This is a genomic window from Geodermatophilaceae bacterium NBWT11, assembly GCA_014218215.1.
Taxonomy (GTDB): Bacteria; Actinomycetota; Actinomycetes; order Mycobacteriales; family Geodermatophilaceae; genus Klenkia.
Genome location: CP043652.1, coordinates 2,294,060 through 2,313,649, shown reverse-complemented (window position 1 = coordinate 2,313,649; position 19,590 = coordinate 2,294,060). Strand labels below are relative to the sequence as shown.

The 19,590-nt window shown below is 74.9% G+C and carries 16 protein-coding genes and 1 pseudogene; 9 read left to right on the top strand and 8 right to left on the bottom strand.

All coding sequences use genetic code 11. The annotated features are described in order from the left end of the window. Positions 1-4: 4 nt before the first annotated feature. The 3 genes from F1C76_11130 to F1C76_11120 are packed head-to-tail and all read right to left on the bottom strand — an operon-like array spanning position 5 to position 4,399. Positions 5-1,636: an acyl-CoA carboxylase subunit beta gene (locus F1C76_11130; GenBank protein QNG37066.1), complete on the bottom strand. Its 1,632-nt coding sequence runs from the start codon at positions 1,634-1,636 to the stop codon at positions 5-7. Beyond that, positions 1,633-3,234, bottom strand: coding sequence for an AMP-binding protein (locus F1C76_11125; GenBank protein QNG37065.1), 1,602 nt, complete (start codon positions 3,232-3,234; stop codon positions 1,633-1,635). The genes F1C76_11130 and F1C76_11125 overlap by 4 nt, the downstream gene beginning before the upstream one ends. A 10-nt stretch (positions 3,235-3,244) precedes the next feature. Continuing rightward, positions 3,245-4,399 carry an acyl-CoA dehydrogenase gene (locus tag F1C76_11120; GenBank protein QNG37064.1) on the bottom strand — a complete coding sequence of 385 codons (1,155 nt, stop codon included), beginning with the start codon at positions 4,397-4,399 and terminating at the stop codon, positions 3,245-3,247. Positions 4,400-4,580: 181 nt separating this feature from the next. On the opposite strand from F1C76_11120, the gene F1C76_11115 reads away from it, so the two are divergent. Then, positions 4,581-6,275 carry an AMP-binding protein gene (locus tag F1C76_11115; GenBank protein ID QNG37063.1) on the top strand — a complete coding sequence of 565 codons (1,695 nt, stop codon included), beginning with the start codon at positions 4,581-4,583 and terminating at the stop codon, positions 6,273-6,275. Positions 6,276-6,369: 94 nt separating this feature from the next. Here F1C76_11115 and F1C76_11110 read toward each other — a convergent pair whose 3' ends face one another. Both F1C76_11110 and F1C76_11105 read right to left on the bottom strand, forming a co-directional pair. Then, complete coding sequence (locus F1C76_11110) at positions 6,370-8,004, bottom strand: cation acetate symporter (GenBank protein QNG37062.1); 1,635 nt, start codon at positions 8,002-8,004, stop codon at positions 6,370-6,372. Next, positions 8,001-8,360 carry a DUF485 domain-containing protein gene (locus tag F1C76_11105; GenBank protein QNG37061.1) on the bottom strand — a complete coding sequence of 120 codons (360 nt, stop codon included), beginning with the start codon at positions 8,358-8,360 and terminating at the stop codon, positions 8,001-8,003. The genes F1C76_11110 and F1C76_11105 overlap by 4 nt, the downstream gene beginning before the upstream one ends. Positions 8,361-8,521: 161 nt before the next feature. Between F1C76_11105 and F1C76_11100 the strand changes: the two are divergent. Next, positions 8,522-9,717, top strand: a pseudogene (locus F1C76_11100) (Rieske 2Fe-2S domain-containing protein). Between the two features lie 52 nt (positions 9,718-9,769). Here the strand turns inward: F1C76_11100 and F1C76_11095 are convergent. Then, the gene (locus F1C76_11095) at positions 9,770-10,393 is read right to left on the bottom strand and encodes a hypothetical protein (GenBank protein ID QNG37060.1); all 624 of its coding nucleotides are present in this window, start codon (positions 10,391-10,393) and stop codon (positions 9,770-9,772) included. A 103-nt stretch (positions 10,394-10,496) separates the two neighbouring features. Between F1C76_11095 and F1C76_11090 the strand changes: the two genes are divergently transcribed. Both F1C76_11090 and F1C76_11085 read left to right on the top strand, forming a co-directional pair. After that, entirely contained in the window at positions 10,497-11,186 is a 690-nt protein-coding gene (locus F1C76_11090; GenBank protein ID QNG37059.1) for a response regulator transcription factor, read from the top strand. Continuing rightward, positions 11,183-12,463 carry a HAMP domain-containing histidine kinase gene (locus tag F1C76_11085; protein QNG37058.1) on the top strand — a complete coding sequence of 427 codons (1,281 nt, stop codon included), beginning with the start codon at positions 11,183-11,185 and terminating at the stop codon, positions 12,461-12,463. Before F1C76_11090 ends, F1C76_11085 begins: the two co-directional genes overlap by 4 nt. On the opposite strand, the gene F1C76_11080 is transcribed toward F1C76_11085, so the two are convergent. Further along, on the bottom strand, positions 12,447-13,667 hold the full coding sequence (locus F1C76_11080) for an MFS transporter (protein QNG37057.1): 1,221 nt from the start codon (positions 13,665-13,667) through the stop codon (positions 12,447-12,449). The two genes, F1C76_11085 and F1C76_11080, sit on opposite strands and share 17 nt — an antisense overlap. A 182-nt stretch (positions 13,668-13,849) precedes the next feature. Here F1C76_11080 and F1C76_11075 point away from each other — a divergent pair, with 182 nt between their 5' ends. Further along, complete coding sequence (locus tag F1C76_11075; protein QNG39174.1) at positions 13,850-14,458, top strand: HAD-IA family hydrolase; 609 nt, start codon at positions 13,850-13,852, stop codon at positions 14,456-14,458. 13 nt (positions 14,459-14,471) lie between these two features. Here F1C76_11075 and F1C76_11070 read toward each other — a convergent pair whose 3' ends face one another. Continuing rightward, a complete protein-coding gene (locus F1C76_11070; GenBank protein QNG37056.1) occupies positions 14,472-14,897 on the bottom strand; it encodes an STAS domain-containing protein in 426 nt (141 codons plus the stop codon). 69 nt (positions 14,898-14,966) lie between these two features. Here F1C76_11070 and F1C76_11065 point away from each other — a divergent pair, with 69 nt between their 5' ends. From F1C76_11065 to F1C76_11050, 4 genes are all read left to right on the top strand, one after another. After that, a complete protein-coding gene (locus F1C76_11065; GenBank protein QNG39173.1) occupies positions 14,967-16,184 on the top strand; it encodes a sensor histidine kinase in 1,218 nt (405 codons plus the stop codon). Beyond that, a complete protein-coding gene (locus F1C76_11060) occupies positions 16,181-16,888 on the top strand; it encodes a response regulator transcription factor (protein QNG37055.1) in 708 nt (235 codons plus the stop codon). Before F1C76_11065 ends, F1C76_11060 begins: the two co-directional genes overlap by 4 nt. 4 nt (positions 16,889-16,892) lie before the next feature. Then, positions 16,893-18,548, top strand: coding sequence for a hypothetical protein (locus tag F1C76_11055; protein ID QNG37054.1), 1,656 nt, complete (start codon positions 16,893-16,895; stop codon positions 18,546-18,548). A 162-nt stretch (positions 18,549-18,710) separates the two neighbouring features. Further along, positions 18,711-19,463, top strand: coding sequence for an ABC transporter ATP-binding protein (locus tag F1C76_11050; protein ID QNG39172.1), 753 nt, complete (start codon positions 18,711-18,713; stop codon positions 19,461-19,463). Positions 19,464-19,590: the final 127 nt, after the last annotated feature.

Below are 19,590 nucleotides of genomic sequence, written 5' to 3'. Positions count from 1 at the left end.
GCGCTCACATCCGGAAGACGCCGTAGCCACGGCGCCCCTCGATCGGGCCCGAGTGGGCGGCGGACAGCGCGATGCCGAGCACCGTGCGGGTGTCGCGGGGGTCCAGCAGGCCGTCGTCGTAGACCTTCGAGGTGACGAAGAAGGAGTGCGACTCGGCCTCGATCTGGGCCTCGATGCCGCGCCGTCGTTCGTCGTCCGCGGCCTGGTCGAAGGGCCGGCCCGAGGCCTCCGCCGAGGCCTTGCCGACGATGGACATCACCCCGGCCAGCTGGGTGGCGCCCATGACGGCGAGCTTGGCGCCGGCCCAGGCGAACATCAGCCGGGGGTCGTAGGCCCGCCCGCTCATCCCGTAGTTGCCGGCCCCGAAGGACGCCGCGGTGTTGATCGTGATGTGCGGGACCGTCGAGTTGGTGACGGCGTTGATCATCTTGGCGCCGTCCTTGATGATGCCGCCCTGCTCGTAGCTCTTCCCGACCATGTAGCCGGTGGTGTTCTGCAGGAAGACCAGCGGGGTGTCGACCTGGTTGGCCAGCTGGATGAACTCGGCGGCCTTCTTGGCCTCCTCGCTGAACAGCACCCCGCGGGCGTTGGCCAGCACACCGACCGGGAAGCCGTGCACCGAGGCGAACCCGGTGACCAGGCTGGTGCCGTACTCCGGCTTGTACTCACCGAACCGGCTGCCGTCCACGACCCGGGCGAGCACCTCGCGGGGGTCGAAGGGCACCCGGATGTCGGCCGGGGCGATGCCCAGCAGCTCGTCGGGGTCGTACAGCGGCTCGTCGGCGGGCAAGCTCGGCCCCGGGCCCTGCTTGCGCCAGTTCAGCTCCGAGATGATCCGTCGGCCCAGCCGGATCGCGTCCCGCTCGTCGACGGCGAAGTGGTCGGCGACCCCGGAGACCCGGGCGTGCATCGCCGCGCCGCCCAGCTCCTCGTCGTCGGCGTCCTCGCCGGTGGCCATCTTGACCAGCGGCGGGCCGCCGAGGAACACCTTGGCCTGCTGGTCGACCAGCACGGAGTAGTCGCACATGCCGGGCACGTAGGCGCCCCCGGCGGTGGAGTTGCCGAACACCAGCGCGATCGTCGGGACGCCCATCGAGGAGAGCTCGGTGAGGTCGTGGAAGATCTGGCCGGCGTTGACGAAGAGGTCGGCCTGGCTGGGCAGGTCGGCACCGCCGGACTCGACCAGGTTGACCACCGGGAGCCGGTTGCGCCGGGCGATCTCCAGCGCGCGCAGCGTCTTCTTCAGCGAGATCGGGTTCATCGCCCCACCGCGCACCGTGGGGTCGTGCGCGATGAGCACGCACTCCACGCCGGAGACGACGCCGATGCCGGTGACGATGCTGGCCCCGACGGTGAACGGCGTGCCCCAGGCGGCCAGCGAGGACAGCTCGAGGAAGGCCGCGTCCCGGTCCAGCAGCAGCTCGATCCGCTCCCGGGCGAGCAGCCGGCCCCGGTCGCGGTGCCGGGCCTGGTACCGCTCACCGCCGCCGGCCCGGACCAGGTCTAGCTGCTCCTCGAGCTGGTCGAGCACGGCCAGGGAGGCGGTGCGGTTGGTCCGGTACTGGTCGCCGCGGGTGTCCAGCAGCGAGGTCAGCACGGTGCCCTCGGTGACCCGGGGGTCGGTGGAGACGGTCACGCGGTCACCTCGCGGTAGTGGTCGGCCAGCCGCTGCCGCAGCACGTTCTTCTGCACCTTGCCGGTGGAGGTGCGCGGCAGGTCCTCCAGCACGACGACGGCCTTGGGCACCTTGTAGCCGTCCAGCCGGGCGCGGACGGCGGCCAGCAGCGCGTCGGTGTCGACCGTCGTCCCGGGCCGGGCGACGACGACGGCGGTGATGGCCTCGGTCCACCGCTCGTGGGGCAGGCCGACCGCGACCACCTCGGCGATGTCGGGGTCGGCGGCGTAGAGCGCGCGCTCGACCTCGATGGAGGCGACGTTCTCCCCGCCGGTCTTGATCACGTCCTTGGAGCGGTCGGCGAACCAGAGCACGCCGTCGTCGTCGAAGCGGCCGATGTCCCCGGAGTGGAACCAGCCGTCGGCGAAGGCCGCCTCGGTGGCCACCGGGTCGTGCAGGTACTCGGTGAGCGCCTGCGGGCTGCGGTAGACGATCTCGCCCTCGCTGCCGGCGGGCACCCGTTCCCCGTCCGGACCCACCAGGGCGACCCGGACGCCGACGGTCGGGGTGCCGACCGCCCCGGCGTGGGTGAGCTGGTGCTCGGGCCGGAACAGCGTCGTCGTCGGGCTCATCTCGGTCTGTCCGAAGAGCAGGAAGAACTCGCAGCCGAACACCTCGATCGCCCGGCGCAGCTGCGCCTCGGGCATCGGGGCCATGGCGTAGCAGGCCCGCCGCAGGGTGGAGAGGTCGCGGCCGGCGGTGTCGGGCCGCTCGGTGAGCGCGCGGAACATCATCGGCAGGCCGAACACCTGGGTGATCCCCTCGGCCTCGACGGTGTCCAGGAACCGGTCGGCGTCGAACCCGCGGTGCACGACCAGGGTGGCGCCGAGCAGCACGGCCGGGGTGCAGAAGCAGTTGAGCTGGGCGGTGTGGAACATCGGCATCATCGCGATGAACCGGTCCTCGTCGGTCCAGCGGGCCTCCAGCGCCATGGTCATCGACTCGACGTAGACGGCCAGGTGGTTGCCCACCACGCCCTTGGGCGCCGAGGTGGTGCCCGAGGTGTAGAGGTAGGTGAGCGGCGCCCGGTCGGCGACCAGCACCTCGACGGGGCCGGTGCCGGTGCCGGTGAACCCCTCCAGGGTGGTCGTCGTCCGACCGGCCAGGGTGCTCGGCACGGATCCACCGGTGCCGGGGGCGACCACCACGTCGGTGACGCCGTCCACGTCGGTGAGCGCCTCGCCCACCCAGTCGGCGAGCTGGGCCTCCAGCACGATCCCGCGGACGCCGGCGTGCCCGAGCACGTAGCCGGCCTCGGCGGCCCGCCAGCCCAGGTTGAGCGGCACGCAGACCACGCCGGCCTTCGCGCAGGCGTAGTAGACGGCCAGGAACTCCGCGCTGTTGCCGCTGGCCAAGCCCAGGGAGTCACCGGGGGCGTAGCCCCGGTCGACGAGGGTGTGGGCCAGCCGGTCGGTCCAGTCGTCGAGCTCGCGGTAGGTGATCCGGCGGTCCCCGTCGACGACGGCGACCTTGGACGGCATCCGGTCCGCGGTGCGGGTGAGGGTGTCGCCGACGTTGACCCGGTGGACCAGGTTGTCCTGCAGGGGGGTGACGGGCACGGGGCTCTCCTCAGTAGGAGCGGGGCAGGCCGAGGGTGTGCTGGGCGACGTGGTTGAGCACCATCTCCCGGTTCACCGGGGCGATCCGCAGCAGGCGGGCCAGCCCCCAGTACGGGACCAGGCCGTACTCGGAGGACAGCCCGTTGCCGCCGTGGGTCTGGATCGCGGCGTCCACCGCACCGAGTGCGGCCTCCGCGGCGGCGTACTTGGCCATGTTCGAGGACTCCCCGGCGGGCAGGCCCGCGTCGTGGGTCCAGGCGGCCTTGCGGGTCATCAGCGCGGCCAGCTCGGTCTCGATCGCTGCCTTGGCCAGCGGGTGGGAGACGCCCTGGTGCGACCCGATGGGGGCCTTCCAGACGGTGCGCTCGTTGGCGTAGGCGGTGGCCCTGCCCAGCGCGTACCGGGCGATCCCCACGCAGAGCGCGGCACCGGTGATCCGCTCGGGGTTCAGGCCGTGGAACACCTGCGCGAACCCGGCACCGACCTCGCCGACCACCATCTCCGGGCCGACCCGGACGTCGTCGAAGAACAGCGTGAACTGGCGCTCGGGGAGCATCGCGTCCACCGGCAGCGGCTGCGCGACCAGGCCCTCGGCGTCGGTGGGCACGAGGAACAGCGACATCTGCGCCCTGCCGCTGACCTCGTCGGTGCCGGTGCGCGCCACGACCATCAGCGCCTGCGCCTCGTCGACGCCGGAGATGTAGTACTTGGTGCCCGAGATCAGCCAGTCGTCGCCCTCGCGGCGGGCGGTGGTGGCGAGCTGGTGGCTGTTGGACCCCGCACCCGGCTCGGTGATGGCGAAGACCACCTTGGACGTGCCGTCGGCCAGGCCGGGCAGCCAGCGCTGCTTCTGCTCCGCGTCGCCGAAGCGGGTGATCACCTCCGCCGAGATCGCCGCCGACACCAGGAGCAGCAGCATCGGGCAGCCCTGCGCGGCGATCTCCTCGCAGACGATGGCGAGCTCGACCAGCCCACCGCCCCCGCCGCCGAACTCCTCGGGGACGTTGATGCCGATGAAGCCGCCCCGGGCCAGCTCGGCCCACAGCTCGGTCAGCGGCTCGTGCCGGGCGGCGTGCTCGGCGTAGTACGCGCCGCCGTAGCGGGCCGCGATGGCGCCCACGGTCTCGCGCAGGGCCTGCAGCTCGGGCTTCTCGGCGAACTCCATCGGGCACTCCCATGTGATCGGTCGTTCACTACTGCCGCACCGTAGCCGACCCCACCGACAGAGACCAGGCCCCGTTGTGCACGGGCTCACAGCCTGCCCTTGACGGGAGGGTGCCGAGTGGTCGACGGTTCACTCCCGACGACGCCGCGCGACGACGCCCGGCCGGGGACGAGGAGCACGCGTGGCCATCGACGTGGACAGCCTGTACGACCGCCGGGCCGACGACCGGTGGAACCGGACGAGCGTCGGAGACGTGCTGGAACGGCTGACGTACAGCCGGCCCGACCGGGTGGCGATCACCGGGTGGGCAGGGGCGTTCGGCGACCCGGCGTTCGAGCGGCTGACCTACCGGGAGGCCGCAGGGCTGGTCGACCGGATCGCCCACGGGCTGCTCGCGGCCGGGTTGGTGCGCGGCGACCGGGTGCTGCTGGTCTGCGAGAACTCCGTCGAGGCCTACCTGACCAAGCTCGGTGCGGCCCGGGCCGGGCTGGTGTCGGTACCGCTGAACCCCTCCCTGGCCCCCGACGTCGTGCAGCAGCTGGTGGACCTGGCGCAGCCGCGGTTCGCCGTCGTCGACGCCGAGCTCTGGGAGCACGTGCGCCCGGCCTTCGAGGCCTGCGACCTGGCCGTGGACGTCACCGTGACCATCGGCGGGGGCCCGATCGAGGGCAGCGCGTCCTTCGCCGACTTCACCGCCGCCCAGTCCGCCGAGGACGCCGGGGCGGCGACCGTCCACGGCGACGACGTCTGGGAGATCCTCTTCACCTCCGGGACCACGGCACTGCCCAAGGGCGTGATGCTGTCCCACCACTACGCCCACCAGGCGGCGCTGGGCCACGCCCTGTCGCTCACCCGCGGGATCCCGGTCGAGGCCGACGTCGTCCAGGTCGCGTTCCTGCCCGTCGTCTACCACGTGGCCGACCAGATCCTGTCGCTGTCGGCGTTCCTGGCCGGGGGGCGGCTGGTCATCGGCCGGCGCCCGGTGCCGGCGGACATGGCCGCGGCCGTCGTCCGCGAGGGCGGGACGGCGGTCTGGGGCGGTTCACCGCAGCTGGTCAAGGCCTTCGCCGCGGAGCTGGCCGCGGCGTCCGCACCGGGGACCAGCACGCTGCGGGTGGTCGTCTACGGCTGGGGTGCCGTCGAGGTCGGCGTCCGGGACTCGCTGAAGGCGACCTGCGGCGAGGGCCTGACCCTGGTCGGCATCTTCGGGCAGACCGAGGCGATCAGCTGCCACCGGTTCTGGCCCGACGTCGAGGACGCCAAGTACCGGGCCGCCGGCTCGTCGGTGAACTACGTCGGCATCCCCAGCCCGCTGCTGGCCTCCACCGTGATGGACGTCGACGGCAGCTCCCTGATGGACTCCCCCGGGGTGCCCGGCGAGGCCGTCTACCGCTCCCCGGTCGTGACCGCCGGCTACTACCGCGACCGGGCCGCCACCGAGGAGGCCTTCCGCCACGGCTGGTTCCACTCCGGGGACAGCTGCGTGGTCGACGAGGACGGGCTGCGGATCATGGTCGACCGGTACAAGGACATCATCAAGAGCGGCGGCGAGAACGTCTCCAGCATCAGGGTCGAGGCCCTGCTGCACGAGCACCCGCAGGTGACCAAGGCCGCCGTCGTGGGGCTGCGGCACGACCGCTGGGGCGAGGCGGTGACGGCGGTCGTCGTCCGCGCGCCCGGGGCCACGATCACCGAGCGCGAGCTCGTCGACTGGTGCCGGGGCCGGCTGGCCGGCTTCGAGACGCCCAAGGCGGTGCTCTTCAGCGACGCGCTGCCCGAGACCGTGGGCGGCAAGGTGCTCAAGTACAAGCTGCGGACGGCGATGGCCGACCTCTACGACGACGCCGCCGCCGACCTCTCCACCGTCCCCCGCTGACACAGCAGAGCCCCGGCGTCCTGGGGACGCCGGAAGAAGGACCCGGCTGCCCCCCAGGACACGCTGCGCGCGCCCTGGGGCCCTGCAGCCGGGCCTAGTGCTGGACGGCCTGCTCCGCGCCGATGCCGGTCAGGGACCGCACCTCGAGCTCGGCGTACTTGTCGACGTCCGGCTTCTCCTTGGACAGCATCGTGCCCAGCCAGCCGAGGAAGAAGGCCAGCGGGATGGAGACCAGGCCCGGGTTGTTCAGCGGGAACCAGGAGAAGTCGACGTCCTGGATCAGCGACGTGGACTTGCCGGTGGCCGGGTTGACCGCACCGCCGGAGACGACCGGGGAGAACAGGATCAGCACCAGGCAGGAGATCAGCCCGCCGTAGATCGACCACAGCGCGCCCTGGGTGGTGAAGCGCTTCCAGAACAACGTGTAGAGGATCGTCGGCAGGTTCGCCGAGGCCGCGACGGCGAAGGCCAGCGCCACCAGGAAGGCGATGTTCAGCCCGGCCTGCAGCGCCAGGATGCCCAGCCCGATGGCGACCGCGCCGATGACCACCGAGGTGATCCGGGCGACCCGGACCTCCTGCTTGCCCGACGCGGAGCCCTTCTTGATCACCGAGTTGTAGACGTCGTGGGCGAAGGACGCCGACGCGGTGATGGTCAGGCCGGCCACGACCGCGAGGATCGTGGCGAAGGCGACGCCGGCGATGATGCCCAGCAGCACGGTGCCGCCGAGCTCGAAGGCCAGCAGCGGGGCGGCGGAGTTGACCGCGCCGGGGGCGGCGAGGATCTCGTCGGCCCCGACCAGGGCGCCGGCGCCGTAGCCGATGACCAGGCTGAACAGGTAGAAGAACCCGATCAGCCAGATCGCCCAGACCACGGACTTCCGGGCGTCCTTGGCCGTCGGCACCGTGTAGAAGCGCATGAGCACGTGCGGCAGACCCGCGGTGCCGAGCACCAGCGCCAGGCCCAGGGAGACGAAGTCCAGCTTGGACGTGCCGCTGGCGCCGTACTGGCCCATCGGGGAGAGCACGTCGCGCGGGGTGGCCTGCACGGCGGCGGTGTCGGCCGCCCCGCCGAGCAGCGAGGACAGGTTGAACCCGTACTTGCCCAGCACCCAGATCGTCATGACGAACGCACCGGCGATGAGCAGCGTCGCCTTGATCAGCTGCACGTAGGTGGTGCCGCGCATGCCGCCGACGAGCACGTAGAAGATCATCAGCGCGCCGACGACGACGACGGTGAGCGCCTGGGCGGCCTCGCCGCTGACCCCGAGCAGCAGGGTGACCAGTCCACCGGCGCCGGCCATCTGGGCGAGCAGGTAGAACAGCGAGACGGTCAGCGTGGACAGCGCGGCCGCGGTGCGCACCGGCCCCTGGCGCATCCGGAAGGCCAGGACGTCGGCCATGGTGAACCGGGCGGTGTTGCGCAGCAGCTCGGCGACGAGCAGCAGCGCCACCAGCCAGGCGACCAGGAAGCCGATGGAGTAGAGGAAGCCGTCGTAGCCGTAGACCGCGATGGCGCCGGCGATGCCGAGGAACGAGGCCGCGGACAGGTAGTCCCCGGCGATGGCCAGGCCGTTCTGGGTGCCGGAGATGTTGCGCCCGGCGGCGTAGAAGTCCGCCGCGCTGGAGTTGCCCCGGCTGGCCCGGAACGTGATGACCAGCGTGATCAGGACGAAGACGCCGAAGATCGAGATGTTGACGGCCGGTTCGCCGATCGTCTCCGGGGTCATCGCGGGTCCTCCTTCGCAGCGAACTCGTGGGCCTCGAGCCGGCCGCGCATCTCGTCGGAGATGGGGTCGGTGCGCCGCGCGGAGTACGCGACGTAGAGCTGGGTGATGAGGAACGTCGTGACGAACTGGCCCAGGCCCAGCAGGATCCCGAGGTTCACGTTGCCGAACACGTGGGTGTTCATCAGGTCCACCGCGTAGGTGGAGAGCAGCACGTAGAGCAGGTACCAGGCCAGGAAGGCCACGGTCATCGGGACGGCGAACCGTCGGAAGCGTCGGCGCAGCTCGGTGAACTCCGGGGAGTTCTGGGCCTGGCGGTACTCCTCGGGGGTGAGGAGCCGGCGTTCGGGCTGTGTCACGGGGTCCAACCTCACTGTGGGTCCGCTGTGTGTGAACGCTCACACTAGGGGTGCGGTGCGGGGTTCCGGAACGACCCGCCGGGACCCGGTGCGGTCCGGGCCGACCCGAACTCGTCACCTATGGGCAACGCGGGGGTGATCCCCGGGCGGTCCCCTGGTGCATGGCCCTCTCGAGGACTGTCCCCTCACCCGGTTCCACCGGCTGGTTCCCCGTCGCCCGCGCGGCCGACGTCGGCAGCGCCCGATCGCGGTCGGTGCGGGCGGGCGTCCCTACGTCGTCCTGCGGCTGCGGCCCGGCGCCGAGGTCACCGCGCTGTCGGCCCGCTGCCCGCACCGGCTGGCGCCGCTGACCACCGGGTCCGTCGTGGACGGCACCCTGGAGTGCGCGCACCACGGCTGGCGGTTCACCACCGACGGCCGCTGCGTGGACATCCCGTCCCTCGGCGTCGACGGCACCCCGCCCCCGCGCGCGGACCTGTCAGCCCCCTGGGCGGTCGAGGAACGCGACGGCTGGGTGTGGATCGCCCCCGAACGCACCGTCCACCACCGCCCGCCCCGGGCCGGGTCGCACACGACGGCCGACCCGGTCCCGGTGCTGCCCGGCCCGACCGGTCCGGTGCTGGGCAACCTGGACGCCTCGCTGGAGCACGCCTGGCACCCGGTGGCCCTCGCCGTCGAGCTGCGGGAGGGCGGGTGGCTCGCCGTCCGGCTGCTCGGGCGGACCTGGACGCTGGAGCGCACCGGCGGCGAGGTGACCGCGGCCGCCCCGGCCTGGGGGGTCCGCGAGCTGTGGGGCGTGGTGTGGCTGGCGCCGGCCGAGCCCCGCGGCGCCGATCTCGGACCGGGCGACCCGGGTGGCACCTGGCTGCCGGCGGTGCGCACCGGCGTCCCGGCCGCCGTCCTGGCCGACGCGCTGCTGGACCCGACCCCCGCGGTGCCCGAGGTCGTGCTGCACGAGGGCGGCTTCGCCGGCACCTGGGCCGGCGGCCGGGCCGACGTGGCCACGCCGTTCCAACTCCGGCGCCGGGACGACGGGACGTCGCGCACCGTGCTCGTCCTGCTCCAGCCGGAGGACGCCGACTCCACCCGGGTCTACGTGCGGGTCACGCTGCCCGGGGCGTCCCGGGCCGAGCGGGCCGCCGCCGTGGCGCAGCAGCGGACGGAGCTCGCCGCGGACCTCCGGCTGCTCGAGCGGGCCGACAGCCCCGGGCTGCCGCTGACGATGCGCGCGGAGCTGCACGTGCCGGCCGACCGGCTCGGGGTCGCGCTGCGCCGCACGCTGGCCGACTGGGTGGTGGGGGTGCGGGCGACCGGGGCCGCGGCGCCAGGCCCGGCGGAGGACCAGGCCGCGGCATGAGGACGGCGCCCACCCCGGTGGTGTGGGCGCCTTCGGCGGAGGCGTGCGGGGCTCAGTCGTCGGAGCCGTGTCCGCCCGAGCCGTGGTCGTCGCTGCCGGAGGACCCGGACCCGGACCCGGAGCCCGAGTCGTCGGGGCCGGTGTCGTCGGCGCCGTGCCCGCCCGAGCCGTGGTCGTCGGCCGACGTGGGTGCCGACGTCGAGCCGGTGGCCGGGGCGGTGGACGAGGACGACGACGACGACGACGAGGACGAGGACGAGGACGAGCCGCCGGAGCGGTCGTCGTCGGTGAAGACCGGGCCGTCGGCGCCGCAGGTGACCAGCACCTCGACCCGCAGGTCACCCTGCTTGAACTCCACCTCGCCGGGGGCGGGGCTGTCGTCGAGCTCCCACCCGAGGGCGGGGGCACCCGAGACGGACGGGGTGCCGTCGGTGCAGCTGGCGTAGACGGTGCCGCCGGCGGTCTGGTGCACCCCGGCGGTGGTCACGGTCCCGGTCGCGCCGGGGGCGGGGGTCGTCGCGGGCGCCGCCGTCGCCAGCGTGCTGGTCGAGGCAGCGGGGGTGGCTGCGGTCGCGCCGTCGGCGTCGATCAGGCCGACGGCCACGAGGCCCAGGCCCACGGCGGCCGCAGCCGCACCGGTCCAGGCGGTTCCGAGGAGGATGCTCGTCTTGGTCATGGCGAGGAGATTGTCGCCAGCGAGGTCAAGGGCAGGTCAAGGCGGCGACAAGCTCCCGCACGGCCGGTCCCCCGGTGGCTGCGGGGTCGGTTAGCGTCCGGCCGTGGCCCAGTTGCTGGTGGTGGAGGACGACGACCGGATCCGCGGCGCCGTCGTCCGGGCGCTGCGCGAGCGGGGCCACGTGCTGTCCTCGGCCGCCGCCGGGCTGGAGGGCCTGCGCCTGGCCGTGGACGGCACCCCCGACCTGGTCCTGCTGGACCTGGGGCTGCCCGACCTGGACGGCGTCGAGGTGCTGCGCATGCTCCGGGCCGTCTCCGCGGTGCCGGTCATCGTCACCACCGCCCGCGACGACGACGCCTCCGTGGTGCGCGCCCTGGACGCCGGCGCCGACGACTACGTGGTCAAGCCCTTCGCCGCGGCCCAGCTGGACGCCCGGATCCGCGCCGTGCTGCGCCGGGCCGCCGGCGACGCGGACGACGGGGCCGGGCCGGTCACCGTCGGCGGGCTCGTGCTGGACCCACGCAGCCGGCGGGTGACCCTGGACGGGGCAGCGGTGGACCTCGCGCCGAAGGAGTTCGACCTGCTCGCCCACCTGATGGCCCGCCCGGGGGCGGTCGTCACCAAGCGCCAGCTGCTGGCCGAGGTCTGGCAGCTGCCGTACGGCGGTTCGGACCGGACGGTGGACGTCCACCTGTCGTGGCTGCGCCGCAAGCTGGGCGAGACCGCCGCCGAGCCCCGGTTCCTGGAGACGGTCCGGGGGGTCGGCGTGCGGCTGGCGGTGCCCGCGCCGTGAGGCGGCAGATCACGCTGCTGGTCGCGGCCACCACCTCGGTGGTGCTGCTGGCCTTCCTGGTGCCGGCGGCGACGCTGGTGTCCCGGGTGGCCGCGTCCCGGGCGCTGGACGCCGGGCAGCAACAGGTGCAGGTGCTGATCCCCTCGGTCGCCCTCGCCGGCCTCGACGACGTCCGGGTGGCCGTGGAGGTGGCCGTCGCCTCGGGACGGCGGGTCGCCGTGGTCTGGACCGACGGCACCGTGCTCGGTGACCCCTCGGCCGTCCCCGACGGTCCGGTGGGCAGCACTGCCGCGCAGGAGGAGTCCGCCGACGGCACCCGGCTGGTGCAGCCGGTGGGCCGCGCCGACGGCGGCACGGCGACGCTCTCGGTGCTCGTCCCCGAGGAGGAGCAGCGCGCCGGGGTGACCCGCAGCTGGGCGGTCCTCGCCGGGCTGGGGGTGCTCCTGTTCCTCCTGGCCCTGCTGCTGGCCGACCGGTTGGCCCGCTCGATGACCCGTCCGGTGCGTCGGCTGGCCGACACCGCGGACCGGCTGGGGGCCGGGGACCGGGACGCCCGGGTCGAACCGGCCGGGCCCCCCGAGGTCCGGGCGGTCGGGACGGCGCTCAACCGGCTGGCCGGCCGGATCGACGAGCTGCTGACCGCGGAGCGGGAGACCGCCGCCGACCTCGCACACCGGCTGCGCACCCCGATGACCGCGCTGCGGCTGGACACCGACGCGCTGCCCCCGGGCCCGGCCCGGGACCGGCTGGTCGACGACGTCGACGCCCTGGACCGGACGGTCGACGCGGTGATCGCCGAGGCCCGCCGGTCCCAGCGGGAGGGGCTGGTCGCCGGGTGTGACGCGGTGGCCGTCGTCGCCGACCGGATCGCCTTCTGGACCCCGCTGGCCGAGGACGAGGACCGGTCCGTCACCGTCTCCCTCCCCGCGGGCCCGTTGCCGGTCCGGCTGGCCGCCGACGACCTGGCCGCCGCGGTGGACGCCCTGCTGGGCAACGTGGTGGCGCACACCGGGGTGGGGACGGCGTTCGCGGTGCTCGTCGAGGCGCGGACCGGCGGCGGGGCCGTCGTCACCGTCGCCGACGAGGGCCCCGGCCTGACGACCGCGGTGCTGGACCGCGGGGTCTCCGGAGCCGGCTCCAGCGGTCTCGGGCTGGACATCGCCCGCCGCACCGCCGAGGCCTCCGGTGGTGGGCTGCGCCTGGTCCACGCCCCCGGGACGACCGTCGTGCTGGAGCTCGGCCCGCCCGCGGACCAGGGGCTCAGCGCGCCGAGGTGAGGGCGCCGGCCACCTCGCCGCGATGGGCTCGGAGCAGCCGCCAGAGCCAGCCGCTGACCAGCACCTGGCCGGTCCCGGCGACGAGGAAGACGGTGGGCACCGTGGTGGCCGCGGCCAGCCAGCCGCCCAGCAGCGCGCCGACCGGGATCGCGCCCCACACCACGGTCCGGTAGGCGCCCTGCACCCGGCCGAACAGCTCCTCCGGGATCAGCGCCTGGCGCAGCGACATGGTCAGCACGTTCCAGAGCATCACGGCCGCCGAGTCCACGGCCAGCAGCACCCCGGCCACCCAGGGGTCCGAGACCGCCCCCAGCGCCACGAAGCAGCTCCCCGCGAGCGCCGCCCCCAGCACCAGGGTCGCCGTCCGGCCGATCCGGCGCGCCAGGGGTGTCGCGGTGAGCCCGCCGGCCACCGCACCGACCGCGGAGGCGGTCAGCAGCAGCCCGAACCCGGCCTCGGTCACCCGCAGCGTCTCCAGCGCCAGCAGCACCAGCACCCCGGAGGTCAGGGCGGCCAGCAGGGACGTGACCCCGGAGACCGCGGTCAGACCGCGCAGCAGCCGGTGTGCCCACAGCCAGCGCACCCCGTCGGCGACGTCGCGACGGACGGTCGTCGGCGCCACGGCCGTGCGCACGGGGCGGGAGGTGCCGGCGATGGTCAGCACCAGCACCACGGCCAGCGCGTAGACCACCGCGTTGGTCACGAAGGGCGCCGCGGCCGTGAGCACGAACAGCGCCGAGCCCAGCGGGGCCCCCACGAAGCCCTCACCGGCAGACTCCCCCGTGGTGAGCAGGCCGTTGCCCCGGTCGAGCTGGTCGCGGGTGACCACCTGCGGCAGGACCGCCCGGGCCGCCGAGTCGTAGACCGTCTCGGCCACCCCGATGGTGAACGCCACCGCGTAGAGCACCGGCAGCCCCGCGGTCCCGGTCAGCACGGCCGCGGCGAGCAGCCCGAACGCCAGGGCCCGGACGGTGTTCGCGAGCGCCATCGCCCGGGGCCGGTCCGACCGGTCGACCAGCGCCCCGGCCGGCAGGGCGAACAGCAGCCAGGGCAGGAAGGCCAGGGCCGTCAGCGCGGCGACGGCGACCGGGTCACGGGTGAGGGTCGCGGCCAGCAGCGGCAGCGCGACCCGGGTGACGCCGTCGGCCAGGTTGGAGGGCGTGCTGGCGGCCAGCAGCCTCCAGAACGACCGACCGAGGGGCACGCCGGACCACCCTGCCACCCGGCCCCTCCGAGCGAGACCCGACGGACCGTCGCCCCGGTGTCACCGCCCGTTCGACCGGTGGTGGGACCCTCGGTCACGTGCAACGGACCCAGCCGCGCCCCGGCGCCCTCCTCGACCTCGACGCGCTGACCGGTCGGACGTTCGACGGCGTGCTGTTCGACATGGACGGCACCCTCATCGACACCATGCCCGGCGCGGTCGAGGCCTGGCACACCTGGGCCGCGGAGTTCGGCGTCGACCCGGCCGCGCTCGCCGCCGTCGGGGGACGCCCGGCGGCCCTGATCGTGGGCTCGCTGCTGCCCGCCGAGCAGGTCGCCGCCGGGATGCACCGCATCCACGAGCTGGAGACCGCGCAGGCCGACGCCGGCATCGACGTGCTGCCCGGGGTGACCGAGGCGTTCACCGCACTGCCGGCCAACCGGGTCGCGATCGTCACCTCCTGCACCGGCCCGCTGCTGGCCGCCCGGATCGCCGGGTCGGGTCTGCGTCGCCCGCGCGAGGTGGTCTGCGTCGACGACGTCGCCAACGGCAAGCCCGCGCCCGACCCGTTCCTGCTGGGCGCCCACCGGATCGGGGTCGACCCGCAGCGCTGTCTGGTCGTCGAGGACGCCCCCGCCGGACTGGCCGCCGGCCGGGCCGCGGGCTGCGCGACGCTGGCCGTCGGGGACACCCACGACCACAGCGAGCTCGAGGCCGACGGCTACGCCCCCGACCTGTCCCACGTGCAGTTCCTCAGCGGCCCCGCGGGCATCCGGGTCGCGCTGCGCTGACCGCGGGTGCGGCTCAGTCCTCGGTGAGCCGCAGCCGGTCGAGCAGTCCGGTCACCTCGAGCGGGCCGGTCACCGTGCGCTGGGTGGCCCGGACCCGGAGCTCCTTGCCGGCGGCGTCGGCGGCCTTGGACACCTCGACCAGCGCGGTGATCCCCGCCGAGCCGAAGAAGTCCACGCCCTCGAGGTCGACGAGCAGGCGCTGCGGGGCGTCCTCCAGCGCGGCCAGCAGCTGGCGCGGCAGCCGCGGGTTGCTGTAGTTGTCCAGCACCCCGGTCACCCGCACGACCAGCTGACCCGCCGTGTCGGGGGTGCCCACGTCGGCTCCGAAGGGACGGCGGCCCTCGTCGGCGGGGTCGGTCGTCGTCGTGCTGATGGGGTCCTCGTCTCGACGCACGCCACGGGCGGGCCCGAGCCTGCCACCGGCACACCCCGGTCGCACCCGGGGTCATCCCTGGGGACGACGACGCCGGGGCGGCGGCTGCCTAGGGTCGAGCAGGTGACGACGCAGGTGGGAGCGGACCGGCAGCCCGCGCTGGAGCGCGTCTCCCGCTGGCTGCGCGAGCACCCCTTCCTCGTCGACGCCGCCCTCGCCGTCCTCCTCTTCTTCCTCGTCGTGACCAGCGGGCTCGGCAGCGACGACAGCACCTCGGTGGTCCTGGTCCTGAGCCTGGCCCTCATCGCGCCGCTGGCCTGGCGCCGCCGGGCCACCGTCCCCGCGGCGATCGCGGTGACCGTCGCGGGGCTGGTCGAGCTGGTCGCCCTGTCCCAGTTCCTGCTCGCCAACGTCGCGGCCCCGGCGATGGTCTACGCCCTGGCCGCCTACGCACCGGCGGCCTGGCGACGGGCCGGGTTGGTCGTCGGTCTCGTGGGCGCCCTGCTCGCCGCCGACCGGTACTTCGGCAACGTCTACCTGGGCGTGGGCTCGGGCTACGCGAGCCTGCAGGGCACGTTGATCAGCGCCGCGGCCATCGCCGTCCTGGTGCTGGCCTGCTGGGCCATGGGAAGCGTCAAGCGCGGCCGGCTGCTGCGCGAGCAGGGGCTGCGCGAACGGGCCGAGCTGCTGGAGGTCGAGCGCGACCAGGAGATGGCGCTGGCCGCGAGCGCCGAGCGCGCCCGGATCGCCCGCGAGATGCACGACGTCGTCGCCCACTCGCTGTCGGTGGTCATCGCCCAGGCCGACGGCGGCCGGTACGCCGGGCGCACCGACCCCGGGGCCGCGATCGGGGCGCTCGAGCAGATCGCGGCCACCGGGCGGACGGCACTGACCGACATGCGCTCGTTGCTGGGCGTGCTCCGCGAGGACGGCGCCCAGGAGTTCGCCCCCCAGCCCGACGTCGCGGCGATCACCGACCTGGTCGCCGACGTGCAGCGCAGCGGCCTGGACGTGGACCTGATCAGCGAGGGCACCCCGGTCGAGCTGGCCGCGGGCACCCAGCTGGCCGCCTACCGGATCACCCAGGAGTCGCTGACCAACGTGCTCAAGCACGCCGGCCCGGCCAGCCGTGCCTGGGTGCGGCTGCACTGGCGCGAGGACGCCCTGGAGCTCTCGGTGCTCGACGACGGCCGCGGTGCCGCCGCCGTCCGGGAGACCGGGGACGGGGGTGGGCACGGCGTGCTGGGCATGCGCGAGCGGGCCGCCCTGCACGGCGGCCGGGTGGACGCCGGGCCCCGGCACGGCGGGGGGTTCGGCGTGCACGCGGTGCTGCCCTACCGTCAGCGCCGATGAGCTCCCCCGAGCAGGTGCGCGTGGTGCTGGTCGACGACCAGCAGATGGTCCGGGCCGGGTTCCGGATGGTGATCGACAGCCAGCCCGACCTGACCGTGGTCGGCGAGGCCGGTGACGGGGCCGCCGCGGTCGCGCTGCTGCGACGCACCCCGGCCGACGTCGTCCTGATGGACGTCCGGATGCCCGGGACGGACGGCATCGAGGCCACCGCGCAGGTCACCGCGCTGCCCGACCCCCCGCGGGTGGTGGTGCTGACCACCTTCGACCTCGACGAGTACGTGCTGGCCGCGATCGGTGCCGGGGCCAGCGGGTTCCTGCTCAAGGACGCCGCCCCCGAGGAGATGCTGGCCGCGCTGCGCACCGTGCACGCCGGCGAGGCGGTGATCGCCGCCAGCTCCACCCGCCGGCTGCTGCAGCACGTGGCGCCGATGCTGCGCTCGGAGCAGCCGGCCACCCCGGCGACCCCCGACCCCGGCATCGCCGACCTGACCCCCCGGGAACGCGAGGTGCTGGTGCAGATGGCCTACGGCGCCTCCAACACCGAGATCGCCGCCGGCCTGTTCGTCAGCGAGGCGACGGTCAAGACCCACGTCGGCCGGGTGCTGGCCAAGACCGGCTCCCGGGACCGGGTGCAGGCCGTGGTGCTGGCCTACCGCTGCGGACTGGTGCAACCGGCCGACCTGCTGCGCGACGCCACTGCCTGAGCCGGTGGACCGCGACCGGGCGCTGGTCGCCGCGCACCGCACCGCCCTGCTCGAGGCGGGGTTCCTGCTCACCGGCGACGAGCAGCTCGCCGAGGACCGGGCGCACCGTGCGCTGGCCCGGCTGCCGGCCGACGCCGACCGGGCCGCGGCCCTGGCCGCCCTGGTGCGCACCCGGGACCCCCGCGGCCGGGTCACCGGGGGCGGCGCGGACCCGTGGTGGGTGTCCCCCACCGAGCTGGCCGCCGCCCGCCGGACCGCCGCCGCCCTCGCCGCCCTGGCCACCGCCGACCGCACCGCGGTGGTGCTCGCCGCGGCGTCCGGCCGGCCCCTGCCGCCCGCTGCCGGGGCCCTGGGGGCCGACCCCGGTGGCGCGCTGGACGGGCTGCTCGCCGTGCGCCGGCCGCCGGTGCTCACCGACGCCGACGCCGCGGTCGTCGTGCGGGACCACCGACGGTCCGCCCGTCGTCGTCCGCTGCTGGCCGTGGCGGTGCTGGTGGTGCTCGCCCTGCTGGTCCCCGTCGTCCGGGCGCTGCCCCGTGACCCGGCCCCGGCCGACCGGGACACCGCCCTGGAGGCACCCACCCGCGGCTCCGCGGCCGGGGACGACGCCTTCCTGGCGGCCGTCACGGAGGCCGCCTTCGCCGGGGAGCCGACGCCGACCGACCGCCGGGTGGTCTTCGCCGGTGACGAGCTGGACGCCCGGTGGGTGCTGGTGGTCGGCACGGTGGACGGCGAGCTGTCCGGCCGGTGGTCGCTGGGGCCGCCCGGCGCGGCCGCCGAGGAGATGGTGCCGGCGAACCGGCCGGTCACCCTGCGGCCCGACCAGCCCGCGGCCCTGCTCGCCGGCACCGCGCTGCTGGTGGTCGCCGCCCCCGACGAGGGCGTGCGGGTCTCGACCGGGCAGGTCGTCGGGCCGGCGGGCACGGTGCAGCGGGTGTTCACCGCCCTGCCGGTGGACGCCGGGGTCGGCACGCTGCGGCTGGCCGCACCCGACGCCGGCGGCGTCGCGGTCCGCGTCCAGGTGGCCCGGGCCGGGGAGTTCTCGAACCTGACACTGGCCCCGGTGCCGGTGACCGTGGCCGACCTGCCCGTCGGGCCGGCCGCGCCGGTCCCCGAGCTGTCGGCGCTGCGGTCGAGCTCCCCGCCCTCGGTCGCCGCGGTCGGGGCCGCGCTGTCCGCGGTCGCCGTCCCCACCGGGCTGGACCCCGCGACCCTGCGGCCCACCCTGCTCTGGGCGGGCGCGCTGCCCGACCCGCTCGGGGGCACCGTGGACGCCGCGGTGCTCGCCGTGCCGGTGCCCAGCGGGGCCGTCGTCCTCAGCACCGCCTGGGCCGACCGGCTCGACGACGGGACCCTGCAGCAGAACGGCTGCGGCCTGCAGACCTCCCCGGCCGGCACCGACGTCGCCGCCCTGGTGGTCGCCGCCCGGTGCAACGTCGCCGACCGGGAGACCACCCGGGTGCTCAGCACGCTGCTGGTCACCGCCCCGGCCGGCACCGCGGGCCTGGCCCTCGTCGACGGCACGACGACCACCCCGCTGGCACTCACCGACGGCCTCGCGCTGGTCGACGACGACCGCGCGACCACGGCCCTCGTGCTGCCCGACGGCACCCGGCAGGCGGTCACCGCAGCCGGCCCGGACGACCTGTTCGACGAGTGAGTCCCCCCGGGGGATGACGGTCCTCCCCCCACGGGTGCAGCACGGCCGGGGCAGGGTCCCGCCCCAGCTCCGACGCGGTGGAGGGCCTCCCGGCGGGAGGTTGGACGGGTCCTGACCACCGCCCACCAGGAGGCACCCGTGCTCGACTCCGCCGTCCCCGTCATGACCGTCCCGGGCGAGGCCCCGCCCAGCGCCGCCGCCGTCCGCGCGGTCGGGCTGACCAAGACCCACGGTCGGGGAGAGACCGCCGTGCACGCCCTCGACGGGGTGGACGTCGCCTTCGACCGCGGCCGGTTCACCGCGATCATGGGCCCCTCGGGCTCGGGCAAGTCCACCCTCATGCACTGCCTGGCCGGCCTGGACGCCGCCACCGCCGGGCAGGTCTGGCTCGGCGACACCGAGCTCACCTCGCTGCGTGACGACCAGCTCACCCGGCTCCGACGGGACCGGATCGGCTTCGTCTTCCAGTCGTTCAACCTGCTGCCGGTGCTCGACGCCCGGGAGAACATGGTGCTGCCGATGCAGCTGGCCGGTCGGCGCCCCGACCGGGCCTGGATGGACGACGTGGTGGCCCGGCTGGGCCTGCGCGACCGGCTCGCCCACCGCCCGCACGAGCTCTCCGGCGGCCAGCAGCAGCGGGTCGCCGTCGCCCGGGCGCTGCTGCCCCGCCCCGACGTGGTCTTCGCCGACGAGCCCACCGGGAACCTGGACTCCCGGGCCGGCGCCGAGGTGCTCGGCCTGCTGCGCTCCAGCGTCCGGGAGACCGGGCAGACCGTCGTGATGGTCACCCACGACCCGGTGGCCGCCGCCTACGCCGACCGGGTGGTCCTGCTGGCCGACGGCCGGCTCGCCGGTGAGGTCCACCAGCCCACCGTCGACGCCGTCATCGACGCGCTCCGCGGGCTGGGGGGCTGACCGGGTGGACCGCGTGCTCCTCGCCCAGGTCAAGGCCAACGCCGGCCGGTTGATCGCCTCGATGACCGCGATCGTCATCGCCGTCGCCTTCGTCGTCGCCACCCTGGTCCTCAACCAGACCGCGAAG

Excerpts from the sequence above, each read along its gene's own strand:
- F1C76_11050 (QNG39172.1), top strand. The coding sequence starts at position 18,711 with ATGACCGTCCCGGGCGAGGCCCCGCCCAGCGCCGCCGCCGTCCGCGCG.
- F1C76_11075 (QNG39174.1), top strand. The coding sequence starts at position 13,850 with ATGGACGGCACCCTCATCGACACCATGCCCGGCGCGGTCGAGGCCTGG.
- F1C76_11060 (QNG37055.1), top strand. The coding sequence starts at position 16,181 with ATGAGCTCCCCCGAGCAGGTGCGCGTGGTGCTGGTCGACGACCAGCAG.
- F1C76_11110 (QNG37062.1), bottom strand. The coding sequence starts at position 8,004 with ATGACCCCGGAGACGATCGGCGAACCGGCCGTCAACATCTCGATCTTC.
- F1C76_11120 (QNG37064.1), bottom strand. The coding sequence starts at position 4,399 with ATGGAGTTCGCCGAGAAGCCCGAGCTGCAGGCCCTGCGCGAGACCGTG.
- F1C76_11095 (QNG37060.1), bottom strand. The coding sequence starts at position 10,393 with ATGACCAAGACGAGCATCCTCCTCGGAACCGCCTGGACCGGTGCGGCT.